This is a genomic window from uncultured Planococcus sp. (assembly GCF_947501725.1).
Taxonomy (GTDB): Bacteria; Bacillota; Bacilli; order Bacillales_A; family Planococcaceae; genus Planococcus; species Planococcus donghaensis_C.
Map to the genome: position 1 here is coordinate 64,701 of NZ_CANMXD010000011.1, position 12,289 is coordinate 76,989.

At 43.6% G+C, this 12,289-nt stretch carries 11 protein-coding genes and 1 other RNA gene; all 12 read right to left on the minus strand.

Translation table 11 applies throughout. The annotated features are described in order from the left end of the window. Positions 1 to 321 precede the first annotated feature (321 nt). The gene (locus Q0785_RS15710) at positions 322 to 1,086 is read right to left on the minus strand and encodes a SurA N-terminal domain-containing protein (RefSeq protein WP_298831927.1); all 765 of its coding nucleotides are present in this window, start codon (positions 1,084 to 1,086) and stop codon (positions 322 to 324) included. A 504-nt stretch (positions 1,087 to 1,590) separates the two neighbouring features. Further along, entirely contained in the window at positions 1,591 to 2,418 is an 828-nt protein-coding gene (gene nikE / locus Q0785_RS15715) for a nickel import ATP-binding protein NikE (RefSeq protein ID WP_298831929.1), read from the minus strand. Positions 2,419 to 2,465: 47 nt separating this feature from the next. After that, positions 2,466 to 3,302: an ABC transporter ATP-binding protein gene (locus Q0785_RS15720; protein WP_298831931.1), complete on the minus strand. Its 837-nt coding sequence runs from the start codon at positions 3,300 to 3,302 to the stop codon at positions 2,466 to 2,468. A gap of 8 nt (positions 3,303 to 3,310) precedes the next feature. After that, the gene (gene nikC / locus Q0785_RS15725) at positions 3,311 to 4,126 is read right to left on the minus strand and encodes a nickel ABC transporter permease subunit NikC (protein ID WP_298832313.1); all 816 of its coding nucleotides are present in this window, start codon (positions 4,124 to 4,126) and stop codon (positions 3,311 to 3,313) included. Between the two features lie 14 nt (positions 4,127 to 4,140). Continuing rightward, complete coding sequence (gene nikB, locus Q0785_RS15730; protein ID WP_298831933.1) at positions 4,141 to 5,085, minus strand: nickel ABC transporter permease subunit NikB; 945 nt, start codon at positions 5,083 to 5,085, stop codon at positions 4,141 to 4,143. Between the two features lie 19 nt (positions 5,086 to 5,104). Beyond that, positions 5,105 to 6,727, minus strand: coding sequence for a nickel ABC transporter substrate-binding protein (gene nikA, locus Q0785_RS15735; RefSeq protein WP_298831935.1), 1,623 nt, complete (start codon positions 6,725 to 6,727; stop codon positions 5,105 to 5,107). A 567-nt stretch (positions 6,728 to 7,294) separates the two neighbouring features. Beyond that, on the minus strand, positions 7,295 to 7,444 hold the full coding sequence (locus Q0785_RS15740; RefSeq protein ID WP_298831937.1) for a hypothetical protein: 150 nt from the start codon (positions 7,442 to 7,444) through the stop codon (positions 7,295 to 7,297). A 487-nt stretch (positions 7,445 to 7,931) separates the two neighbouring features. Next, positions 7,932 to 8,285, minus strand: a transfer-messenger RNA (tmRNA) gene (gene ssrA, locus Q0785_RS15745). A gap of 85 nt (positions 8,286 to 8,370) precedes the next feature. Next, on the minus strand, positions 8,371 to 8,835 hold the full coding sequence (gene smpB, locus Q0785_RS15750) for an SsrA-binding protein SmpB (protein ID WP_223641819.1): 465 nt from the start codon (positions 8,833 to 8,835) through the stop codon (positions 8,371 to 8,373). A 49-nt stretch (positions 8,836 to 8,884) separates the two neighbouring features. Then, positions 8,885 to 11,209 carry a ribonuclease R gene (rnr, locus tag Q0785_RS15755; RefSeq protein ID WP_298831941.1) on the minus strand — a complete coding sequence of 775 codons (2,325 nt, stop codon included), beginning with the start codon at positions 11,207 to 11,209 and terminating at the stop codon, positions 8,885 to 8,887. A gap of 24 nt (positions 11,210 to 11,233) precedes the next feature. After that, positions 11,234 to 11,980: a carboxylesterase gene (locus Q0785_RS15760; RefSeq protein WP_298831943.1), complete on the minus strand. Its 747-nt coding sequence runs from the start codon at positions 11,978 to 11,980 to the stop codon at positions 11,234 to 11,236. 71 nt (positions 11,981 to 12,051) lie between these two features. Next, positions 12,052 to 12,279: a preprotein translocase subunit SecG gene (secG, locus tag Q0785_RS15765; protein ID WP_049694326.1), complete on the minus strand. Its 228-nt coding sequence runs from the start codon at positions 12,277 to 12,279 to the stop codon at positions 12,052 to 12,054. Positions 12,280 to 12,289 lie beyond the last annotated feature (10 nt).

Consider the following 12,289-nt stretch of genomic DNA (forward strand, 5'->3'; position numbering starts at 1 on the left):
CTCCTTTTTCTTTGTATCCCGCTTTAACGGCCAGTATCTCTTCACTTTTCCAAGTGAAAGTCCACTGACCGTCCAAGCCTGAATTGGTCAACTCAAAAGCAGCCGCGGCTGAAAACCCCGCTGCTTGAAGTTTCTCTTTATCACAAGTGTAAAGGATACGGAAGATTCTCCGTCCTGTCAAACCCTCTGTTCCTTTTGCAGATGGATAAGGCACCTTCATAATATAACTGAAAATTCCACATATATTCAATACCTGCGGCCATAGAACGCAAGCTTTTTAAAACAAATAAAAACCAGATCCGTTGGGGATCTGGCTTCTTATTACAGATGAATCGTAACATCTGCCTCTTCACGGAGTTGCGCTACTAAAGCTTGTGTAGCTTCCCCTTCTTTTTGCATCTTCACCTGTTCAGCAAGCTGAGGCTTCACTTCTTCGAAAGCTGGAAGTTCTTCGCCATCCGACTCTTCTTGCTGGGCTTGTGCTTGATCGTAAAAGGTCTGGAGTTCTTCATCCGTCGGTTCGACTTCCCCAGCTTCTTTTGCAATCAATTGTTCTATTTTCACTTGGGCTTCAACCTGCTTCATGACTTCTTCTTTAGAGATTCCCTGCTCTTCGAGTGCAGCCAGAAATTCTTCAGAAGATTCGAGTCCATTTTGTTGAGCCAGTGCCTCTAGCGCTGCATTGGTTTCTTCTTCTGATGCCGTCAACTTCTGCTTTTCAGTTTCCTGAACCAGAAGTTCCTGCGCCACTAAACTTTCAGCAACCTGCTCTTTCAACTGAGCCTGGTCAACTTCCTGACCGCTCATTTGGGCTTGCATAGCCATTTGCTGGAATTGCCCAGTATAAGCGGATTCAAAATCCTCTTTCACGATTTCTTCACCATTCACTTCTGCCACTACCTCAGGCACGCCTTCTAAATCAGGTTCAGGCATTTCGGGTTGTTCAGTACTGCCTTCTTCTGTAGCTGCTGCTTCCTCCTGTGGTGCCGCTTCTTCGTTCGTCTCTTCTGCTGTTTCACCACCACACGCAGCGAGTGCTGCCATGGATCCTCCCAGTACGATAGTCAAGAACCATTTTTTAATCATATGTTTACCCCTCTCAAACTTAATGTCCGTTAGTGTAGCACGTTCAGCCCAGCGGGAAAAACAAAAACCATTTCTGCAGAGGCTCAAGGGCTGTTAGAGAAGGGGAAATGTGGCGGTTTGTTCACCGTTCAACGTTAATTCAGAGTAAGAAAAAGCGGATTTTATTCTTTCAGCGATGGAAGGAGCTATGCCAAAAGGCCTCAAATTACACTTCGAGAACCACTAATAAGATTTTTGATTCCCAACTTAAGATATTTTCACCATTGTAATAAATGAGGCTGAATGAGTGGTGAACTGTTTGCTTGAAACAAAGCCCAGCTTTTTATACAGATGAATCGCTCGTTTATTGAACGTGCCTACGGTTAACCGAATCGGCAGCTCTTGATGAGTTTCTTCTATATGAATTGGTCGATGCCATGAATGTTCAGGGTCATTGAATAACCGAACGCTTCCTGGTTTTTTCCGGTTAATTTATCATGCTGCATGAATCCGATAGGTGTTCCGTCATACTTGCACAAAATGCTTTCCGTTAGAGATGGTGCGATTTCGAGGATGTTCAGGCAGTATAGAAGCTACCAGATTCTTCACCGCCGGTTGCGGAGAAGTAAATACCTCATCTTTATCATAATAAGTTTCAACTATTCTCCCTTTTTCCATAACTGTCAGGGCGTCTGAAATCGAATATGCTGCCCTAATGTCATGTGTGATAAAGAGATAAGACAAGCCATACTCGTCCTTTAACTCATCCAATAATTTCAAGATATTTGTCTGGTTCACCATATCGAGACTGCTCACTGATTCATCCAGAACAATCATTTTTGGCTTTAAGGCTATGGCTCTTGCGATGCTGATCCGCTGCAACTGTCCGCCACTAAATTGACCAGGAAACTTTTTCATGTCATCTTCACATAATCCAACCTGTTCCAATAACTGGGCAATCGTTCTTTTTTGTTCGGAAGCAGATAGCCTTTCGTAGTTTTCCAATGGTTCTCCGATAATCTTTTCTGCGGTCAAACGAGGATTCACCGAGGAGTAACTGTCTTGAAAAACTACTTGAAGATTTCTCCGAATCTGCTTGCGCATTTTGGAATTCATCGTGTAAAGATCTTCTCCTTGAAACAGCACCTGGCCTTTTTTGGGTTTTTCTAGTCCCAGAATCACTTTTCCCAATGTGCTTTTTCCAGCTCCGCTTGTACCAATAAGCCCCATGCATGTTCCCTGCTCTATAGAAAGGGAAACGTCGGAAAGAACTTCCGTTTCAGTTTGGGGGCTCCAAAAAGAACGCAGTGGGCCATATGCATGTGTGACCCTCTTCACTTCCAATAGGCTCATTCATGCGTCCTCCTTCACTTTTCAACTTTATTACCTGTCAGTCATTTTTATATAACCAGTTTCCTCAATGGTTCATTCACTGGTAATGCAGGTCTTGCCTGCAATAGTTTTTTTGTGTATTCGTGCTTTGGATGATCGAACAATTGGAATACATCGGCTTTTTCTATTATCCGGCCATTTCGCATGACAGCCACGTCGTCTGCCAGCTCCGAAATGACACCTAAATCATGTGATATCAGCAAAATTGATGTTCCGCATTCTATTCTAAGTCGATCCAATTCTCTTAGAACTTGTAGCTGATTCGTTACATCAAGAGCAGTTGTCGGCTCATCAGCGATAACAACGGAGGGGCGTAAACACATCGATATTGCGATCATGACACGTTGGAGCATCCCGCCACTGAGCTGAAAAGGATACATTTTCATAATTTTAGACGGCTCTTTCAAGTTCATGGATTCTAAAGAAGAGACAGCCAAATCGATGGCTTGTTTTTTTGTTAATGTTGTATGGGTTCGGATGGTTTCAACAAATTGGTTGCCAATCGTGTATACAGGTGTGAAGGCATTCATCGGATTTTGCATAATGAACCCAATTTCTTTGCCTAGGACTCTTCGCATTTCCTTTTGCTTTAAGCGATTCAGCTCCTGTCCATGCAATTGAATGCTTCCTTCTACAGTCATAGATTTCGGGTTCAGCAATTGAAGAAGTGCCATGCATGTGACTGTTTTCCCGCTGCCACTCTCACCTACCAACCCAAGAACCTTACCCGGAGTCAAATCCAGTTCCAAATTTTGAACCAACGGAAGCGCTCCATGTGGTGTTTTGACGGCGATATTCAAATCTTTAACCTGCAAAGCATTTTGCTGTTTTTCCATCTTCTCCATCCCCCTTTTTAATAACGTCTTTTTACGCCAAGCCGTTCCGAGAGAGATTCTCCCAACACGTTGAATGAAATGACCACAAACAAGATCATTAATCCTGGATAAATCATCAATCCAGGCTGGCTCCTTATAAAAGCTTTGCCTTCCTGTATCATTGCGCCCCACTCCGGTGTAGGAGGCTGTATGCCGAGCCCAAGGAACGATAGGGCAGATATGTCCATAATCGCCCAGCCCATCTCCAGTGTCCCCATGACCATAATAGGAGGAAGGACATTTGGCAGTAGATGCCTCCTGATAATTTTCCCGGTTGAAGAACCGCTGATCCGAGCCGCCGCAATAAAGTTCTGCTCTTTCATACTGACAACCATGCCGCGAATCATTCGTGCATAATATACCCACTGTACCATCATGAGTGCGATAACCACTTGCCACAGTCCAGGACCTAACAAACCAACGATGCCAAGGACAAGTACTAGATTTGGAAACGCCATGACGCCGTCACAGAACCGCATCAACAACAGGTCAATCCACCCGCCTTTGAATCCGGCAAGCATTCCGACAAGCAACCCAAAACCTAATGATGCAGCAAATATCAAAGATGCAAACCCTAAGGAAACACGTGCTCCATATAAAAGACGCGATAAATTACAGCGCCCTAAATGATCTGTGCCGAGCGGATATTCCCAGGAGGGAGAAGAAAGTTTGATAGCCAAGTTCACTTGGATAGGATCATTAGGAGCGATCCATGGCGCCAAAATACTGACCAGAAAAAAAACAATCAATATGACTGCACTTATTATAAGCGCCCATTTGCTTTTGCTGGCCATTTGTACGCTAGAAATCAAGATTGAGCCATTCCCTTCCGTGAAATACGTGGATCTATGTACAATTGCACAAGATCGACAATCAGATTGCAAATTATAAACAGGCACGCCGCCAGAACAACATAACTTTGAATAACTGGAATATCCCTGTTAAATATTGCTTCTATAAAAAAACGTCCAAATCCCGGCCAGGAAAAAACTTGTTCGACAATAATAGTACCCGTGAGAAGTTTCCCTAAATTCATACCCAATCCTGTCAGCATTGGAGAAATAGCAATTCTCAACACATGCTTCACCATAATCGTCTTTTCTTTAATGCCTCGTGTCCGGCCATAGACTACATATACATTTTCCAATTCATCCAACACACTTGCGCGAAGCAAGCGAGTGTAAATCGCAATTAATGCTAAGGACAACGTAATGCTCGGCAGTACGAAATGCTGCCAGGTTCCCCTTCCTTCCACCGGAAACATGTCCAGTTTGACAGAAAAGAGAAAAATCAGTACATAGCCTAGCCAAAACTGTGGAATTGAAGCACCTAAATAAGAAAGAAGCCTACTCAAATGATCGATCAGGCTGTTTTTATAAACTGCTGCTAAGAACCCTAAAGGAACACTGATGACAAGAGAAAGAATTATGCTGCTGACAGCAAGTTGAATGGTTGCGGGCATTCTAGTGGCAACCTCTTGCCAAACAGATGTATTTGTCACATACGAGTTGCCAAAATCCAATTGAACAACGTTCTTAACAGTTTGAACATATTGGACAAGCAGTGGCTGATCTAAACCGAACTCATGTCTTTTCTCAGCTAGAATCTCATCAGTTGGATGTATATTAGCAGCAGCTAGATACGCTTCAGCTGGATCGACCGGCGAGAAGCGTATCAGTACAAACATCAGAAAAATAGCAAAGAGAATAATAGGAATAACAGCAAGGAGCCGTTTTATAAGATAGATAAACATGACTGGTCCTCTCCGTTGATTACTGGCTTACTTTCATTTCATTGAAAGGGTGCTCATCGCGATTGGCTGGAAACACAAATTCTTCAATACCATTCTGATAAACAACTGTCTTTTTCATATACGAAACCGGCACGATAACCGATTGTTCATGTAATGTTTTTAAAATTGTGCCATAAAGCTTCTGGCGTTCTGCTTCATTAGTGGAAGCAAGAGCATTATCGACCTGCTTGTCCAACTCGTCTTTCATCGGCAGGTTCGAGTGAGCTTCTGAAACGCCCCAGCCTTCTTCTGCTACAACGTTGATGAAGGAATGCGGATCATATGGAGCGCCGTAGTTATACCAGAAATCAACGTCAAAGTCCCCCGCTTTACGACGTTCGATTTGGACCGTCAACTCCACTCCTATAATGTTCAGCTTCACACCAATTGCTGACCATTCTGCTTGAAGTGTTTCAGCCATCGCTTTTTGAATAGGATCCGTTTTATCGTACATCAATTCCAATTCAAGGGATTGGCCACCCTTTTCTCGTACCGCTTTTCCAGAAGGAAGTTTCCATCCTGCTTCGTCAAGGTAGGAAGCAGCTTTTTCCACATCGTACTCGATCGCCTCGACTTCAACATCAGTATAAGGAAAATTGGTGGATAAAATTTTATCCGCCTCTTCTTCTATACCAAGCGTGATGCCTTCCACCATCGCTTCTTTGTTGAATCCATGCTGCAAAGCCAAGCGTACTTTTAAATCCGTGAGCTTGTCATTTGTAGTGTTCAACAGCAAACTTCTTGTACCAACCGGTTCTGATAAGTCCGTTTTGTATTCCCCCGACTCTTTTAAGTGGTTAAAGGAATCCATGCTGATAGCACCTTCCCCATAGATCAAGTCCAATTCGCCTTTTTCAAAAGCCAAAACACGCGTTTCAGCATCCGGAATAATTTTGATAGTTACTTTTTCAACTTCCGGACTTTCACCCCAATATTCTGGGTTTCGTGTGAAGGTAGCATATTCGTCTTTTTTGTAGTCTTCCAAAATCCAAGGACCTGTTCCAACTGGTTCTGCAATTCCTTTTGAAGTGTCGCCATCTTCAGGGAATCCGGACTCACCAAGGAATCTTACCGGACGAACTACTGCCAAATCCTGAAGTGCTGGATAATAGGGTTCTGATAAGACCATTTTAAATGTCAATTCGTCAACAACTTCTGTTTCCTCAATTACATTGATAACACCGAGCCAACTATGTGAATTCTTATTTTTCATTACTGCATCAAAGTTCTTTTTCACAACTGAAGCATTTAGGGAAGAACCATCTGTGAACTTAACATTTTCACGAAGCTTAAATATATATTCAAGACCATCCTCAGAAATTGTCCAGGATTCAGCCAGATGAGGTTTAAGCTCCCCGCCTTCTTCGTAACTGACAAGTGGTTCATAAATCATCGACTGGGTTAATAATTGCGAAGGATTGTAAACATGAGGGTTCATGGACCCGATGTCCCGTGGCCAAGACATCGTTATGGAATTCGGCGATCCTCCTGCGCTTTCATTTGACTGAGAAGCAGCGTTGTCATTGGAACAACCCGCTGAAAAAATGAGGATAAATGAGATGATTGCTATAAATAAACTTTTTTTAAATTTAAATTTCTTCATGTTCAGTAAATTCCTCTCTTGTTCAAATGGATGATAATGATTCTCAATATCAATATCGTAACTATAATGATATTGAGCTTTCTTGTCAATAAAATTTTATCTATACCTTGATTTCATACATGTAATGACAAGTTAAGTGTTTCTTAATAAAGTATATAGAGAATAGCAATTTTTATTGACAAAATAGAATTTGAAATGGAAGTTAAATACGTCAACATTCTTTATTCTTATATATTCAAGATTTCTAAGTTCGTTAATGTCCGCAGGAAGTTGGCACCGCGAAGTACCTGTAAGACCAAAAACATCAGGCTACAGCGGAAACCAACATTTTATAGGACACAAAAAAACGCCTAAAACCTTTAAAGGTTTTAGGCGTTTCCATACTTATTTATTTGACTGTTTTACTTACCAGAGAGTATTACCGATTACCGGCCTCATTGAAAATTAAAAAGAACCGTCAGTTTTTAGACAAAATCAAGCGTCAATAACAACTTTGTCCTCAATTGAAAAAGTGTTTCGAATAAGAAAAACATAGGGAGATTTTAGTCTCCCTATGTTTCATTCCTATTATTTATCTGTTTGTTTTTGCTTCTTTTCCAAATACTCAGCACGTATTTTTTCAAGTTGTTTCTTTTTATCAAATTTGGCAGGCTTGTGTTTTTCATGATACTTTGTCACAGCTACCTGTCCTTTGCTATCCAATCCAAATTTCCCCACTTTTTTCACCTACTTTTCTTGTCTCTAAAGAGAATCTATTACCAGTATAATATACCTTAATTTAATGAAGTGAACCTTATTAGATTCTTGCTAACATTGCAAATATCGTTAAAAACTTAGTAATACAATTCATCGCCAATCACCATTTCTTTAACCCCTCAAAAAACTCTTCTTTCTGGTTTAACTTTATCCGCTGACTAAAAGATGATTAATACTATTCATTTTAAGATACAACTTTTAATACTAGTGGAATCTCTCCAGTTGATTGCAGCGGAGGGCGGCGACTCCTGCGGGAGCAGTGAGGGAGCAAAGCGACAGAGCGACATGAGCTGAAGCCACTGGACTGAGCGCGGCGAAGGAAGCGGCGAAAGCCATGCCCGCGGAAAGCGTCCGGCCGCAGCGGAAATCAACGGTTCCGTACACAACACAAAAAACGCCAAAACCTTATCAAAGGTTTTGGCGTTTTTGAAATACGGTATTAATCTCACTATGGAGACGGCGGGAGTCGAACCCGCGTCCAGAAACTCCGCTACTTGAGCGTCTACGCGTGTAGCTTATTCATTGGGGTTTCATGCACCATTCTGCCAATAAGCAGGCGTCCTGGGCACTAATCTGTGAATCTCTCCCGTTTGCCTCAGATGGCAGCAAACGTTGTATCCCACTTAAGTTGAGCTTTACCCAGCCACATGGGCGATGGATAGATAAAGCAGATCCGAGCTTACGCTGCGAATGCTAGGTTTTGGTTTGTTTTGCCAGTTGTTATAAATACGTTGATGACGGAGCCGACCCTCCGACGCGCGACCCAAGCCCAGATCATCCCTGTCGAATCCGTAACGTCCCCTTATTAAAAAGAGACACGGAAGATGAATAAACAGCTTCATGTGCTATATCCCTATTATAAGACAACATTGGTCAGACTTCAAGTTCTAGCGGTTGTATTCTTTTATCGCACGGTCGATTTGCCGTTTCGCGTCTTTTTTCTTCAAATCTTCCCGTTTGTCGTAGTTCTTCTTCCCTTTACCGACACCGAGCAGAATTTTGGCGAAGCCGTCCTTCAAATACATCTTCAGCGGAATGATGGCAGAACCCTGCACTTTTGAATGGGCCTCTAAATCCGTGATCTGCTTTTTATGCAGCAGAAGCTTGCGCGACCGTGTAGGGTCATGATTAAACTGATTGCCCTGATCATAAGGGCTGATGTGCATATTTGAAATCCAGGCTTCCCCGTTTCGGATCCGCACAAACGATTCCTTCAACTGGACTTTGCCGTTTCGTGCCGATTTGATTTCTGTGCCCTGCAAGACAATCCCTGCCTCGATCGTTTCTTCTATGAAATAATCGAAACCGGCTTTCTTGTTTTGGGCGATTACTTTGCCTTCTCCTTTGGCCATGTGGTTTCACCTCAGCTAGATTCAAAAAAGCAGCCCTGGAGCCGCTTTTTTATTTTTTCTTGTTGCGTCCTTTTTTTGCTGCATCTTCGTAGAACTTTTTCTTTTTGTTTTTCGGTTTGCGGGTTGGTCCGCCGCCTTCAGGCTTTTTGCCGTCGCGTCCTGGTTTTCCACCGCCATCTTTTTTCGTGGCGCGGATCACTTTCGGCTGCTCTCTTCTCGATTGGCGCGTGTTTTGCACCATGCCGACAATTTCGAAATCAATCGACGATTCTTCCGGTTTTACGCCGATGACTTTGATTTCAATTTCGTCACCGATCCGGAATTGGCGTTTATTGCGCTCGCCAATCATCATCATGCTGCGATCGTCAAAACGGTAATAATCATCCGTCATATTGGAAACGTGGACCAAGCCTTCAATAGTATTCTCCAGTTCGATAAACAAACCGAAATTCGTTACAGAAGAAATGATTCCGGTAAACTGTTCGCCGATTTTATCAGCCATGAACTGTGATTTCTTCAAAGCATCCGTATCACGTTCAGCTTCTACTGCACGGCGCTCACGTTCAGATGTATGTGTAGCGATATCATCCATGTTGGCATCCCAGTAAGCGATTGTTTTTTGTGATAAATCCTTCTCAATCAAGTACGTGCGGATTAGGCGATGCACGACCAAATCGGGATAACGACGAATCGGTGATGTGAAATGTGTATAGAATTCGGTCGATAAGCCAAAATGTCCCAAGCTTTCAGACGAGTATTTCGCCTGTTGCATCGAACGAAGCATCATCGTGGAAATAACCGGCTCTTCCGGAGTTCCTGCAATGGATTCAACAATTTCCTGCAAAGCTTTCGGATGAATCTGTGTGCCTGAGCCTTTTACCACGATCCCGAAATTCGTTACGAATTCGAAAAAGCGCTGCAGTTTTTCAGGCTTTGGATCTTCGTGGATCCGATAAATAGCAGGAACTTCCATGCGATGGAAATGTTCAGCTACTGTTTCATTGGCAGCCAGCATGAATTCTTCAATCAGACGCTCAGCTACTGTGCGTTCGCGGACAACAACATCCACTGGGTAGCCGTTTTCATCCACCAATACTTTGGATTCCTTGAAATCGAAATCGATGGCACCGCGGCGCATCCGCTTCGTGCGCAGAACTTCAGCCAGCTCTTTCATCAATTCGAACATCGGGACCAATTCACTGTATTGTTCTTTCAGCTCCTGGTTGTCCTGCTCTAAAATTTCATAAACGTCTGTATAGGTCATGCGTGCTGACGTATTGATGACGCTCTGGAATATATCATGGGAAACTACTTCCCCCTGATCATTGAAAATCATTTCGCAGGACAAAGTCAGGCGGTCCACCTGTGGATTCAATGAACAAATGCCATTTGACAAGCGATGTGGAATCATCGGAATGACGCGGTCGGTCAAGTAGATGCTTGTCGCGCGGTCATAGGCTTCGCGGTCAATCGCAGAGCCTTCCGTTACATAATGGCTGACATCAGCGATATGTACGCCTAATTTATAGGTGCCATCTTCATACTTCACGACCTGGACGGCATCATCCAAATCTTTAGCATCAGCTCCATCAATCGTTACGATCTGTTCGCTGCGCAAATCGCGGCGATCCGTTAAATCAGCCGGGTCGATTTCATCCGGCACATTATTTGCCTGTTCCAGAACATCCGGCGGGAATTCCGTTTCGATTCCGTATTTATGGATGATGGAAAGTATATCAACACCCGGGTCATTTTTATGGCCAAGAATCTGTGTGACCATACCTGTTGCAGACTTTCTGCCTTCTGGCCATCCGGTAATCTCCACAACCACTTTATGGCCGTCTACCGCGCCTAATGTATCATCCTTGGCGATAAAGATGTCCATATTCATTTTCTTATCGTCTGTAACGACAAAACCGAAGCCTTTGTTTTCCTGAAAAGTTCCGACAGCTTTTGTCGTACCTCTTTCAACAATCCGGATAATGGCGCCTTCACGGCGGTCTCCTGAAGATCCTTCAGAAACACGGATCAGCACTTTATCGCCGTTTACTGCACCGTTCGTTTCAGTCGGCGGAATAAAGACATCATCCAAACCGGCTTCTTCAGGTGCCACGAAACCGAATCCTTTAGGATGTCCAATAAATTTTCCGCGCATTAGATTCATGCGCTCCGGTACACCGTAGCGGTTGGATCTGGAGCGGACCAGTGTCCCCGTTTCTTCCAGGCGCACTAAAGTTTTCACCAGTTCCTTGAATTCATCGGCATCTTCAAAACCGAATTGTTCTTCTATTTCCTGTACAGTCAGTGGCTTATAAGCTTCTTCACGCATAAAAACCAATAAGCGCTGTTCCAATGAACGATCGGTATTTCCCAAATCTAACTCCTCCTTTATGACGGTTCACACACTCCAATCAAGCGATTCGAGAAATGCGAAAATGTCTTCGTGCAATTGCTTTTTCTCTTTATCAAGCGTAATGACATGGCCTGAGTTTTCATACCACTTAATCTGTTTTTGGATCGATTCGGCGTTTTCATAGATGACATTTGCCGAATCCGTATTGATGACATTATCCAGTCTGCCCTGGACGACGAACAAAGGAGCATAGACATGGTCCACCTGCTCTTTGACATCTGCAATCAAGGCACGCAGATCGGCCAGCGATTCCATCGGCCGCTCCTGGAAAGCCTTCATTTCTTTTTCGATAAGTTCATCGTTTTTTCCTTCATAATTCTTGTATTCACGTGCATATTTCAACACACCTTCATACATGAGGCCGGTGGTTTTCATATACATCGGCGCACACATGGTGACAATTCCCTTGATAGGCTTTGTATACCCTAATTTCAGGCTGAATACGCCGCCCAGCGACAGTCCCGCGACTGCAATCTCGGTATAGCCTTCTTCAAGCAATGTCTCATATGCCTGTTCTACGTCTTTCCACCAATCCACTGGACCGGTGCCGATCAATTCTTCAGGCGCGACGCCATGGCCCGCGTAATGCGGGGCGATGCTCGTATACCCTTTCGTTTCCAAAAAACGGCCAAGCATGCGTACATCCGCCGAGTTCCCTGTAAAGCCGTGCAAAAGAAGTACGGCCCGTGGACCTGATTTAAAGAAAAATGGTTTTGGCTGCGAAATCCGCATCATGATCCCTCCATTCCAATACTAAAAGAAAACGCCCAACCATGTATGGTCAGGCGATTTAATCATCTACATTAAACTTTCGTTACGGCAACAGCCAGAATAAAGAATAAGGCAGCAAGTACGATCGTAACCCGGTGAAGGACCAAGTCCAAACCACGAGCTTTTTGCTTGCCGAAAAGTTGCTCTGCTCCACCGGAGATGGCTCCTGAAAGACCTGCACTTTTTCCAGATTGCAATAAAACGACAACGATTAATGCGAGCGATACGATGACGAGTAATGTCATTAACAACGTATGCATAAATTCCACC

Excerpts from the sequence above, each read along its gene's own strand:
- Q0785_RS15710 (WP_298831927.1), bottom strand. The coding sequence starts at position 1,086 with ATGATTAAAAAATGGTTCTTGACTATCGTACTGGGAGGATCCATGGCA.
- nikB (WP_298831933.1), bottom strand. The coding sequence starts at position 5,085 with ATGTTTATCTATCTTATAAAACGGCTCCTTGCTGTTATTCCTATTATT.
- nikC (WP_298832313.1), bottom strand. The coding sequence starts at position 4,126 with ATGGCCAGCAAAAGCAAATGGGCGCTTATAATAAGTGCAGTCATATTG.
- nikA (WP_298831935.1), bottom strand. The coding sequence starts at position 6,727 with ATGAAGAAATTTAAATTTAAAAAAAGTTTATTTATAGCAATCATCTCA.
- smpB (WP_223641819.1), bottom strand. The coding sequence starts at position 8,835 with ATGGCCAAAGGAGAAGGCAAAGTAATCGCCCAAAACAAGAAAGCCGGT.
- nikE (WP_298831929.1), bottom strand. The coding sequence starts at position 2,418 with ATGAGCCTATTGGAAGTGAAGAGGGTCACACATGCATATGGCCCACTG.
- Q0785_RS15720 (WP_298831931.1), bottom strand. The coding sequence starts at position 3,302 with ATGGAGAAGATGGAAAAACAGCAAAATGCTTTGCAGGTTAAAGATTTG.
- Q0785_RS15760 (WP_298831943.1), bottom strand. The coding sequence starts at position 11,980 with ATGCGGATTTCGCAGCCAAAACCATTTTTCTTTAAATCAGGTCCACGG.
- secG (WP_049694326.1), bottom strand. The coding sequence starts at position 12,279 with ATGCATACGTTGTTAATGACATTACTCGTCATCGTATCGCTCGCATTA.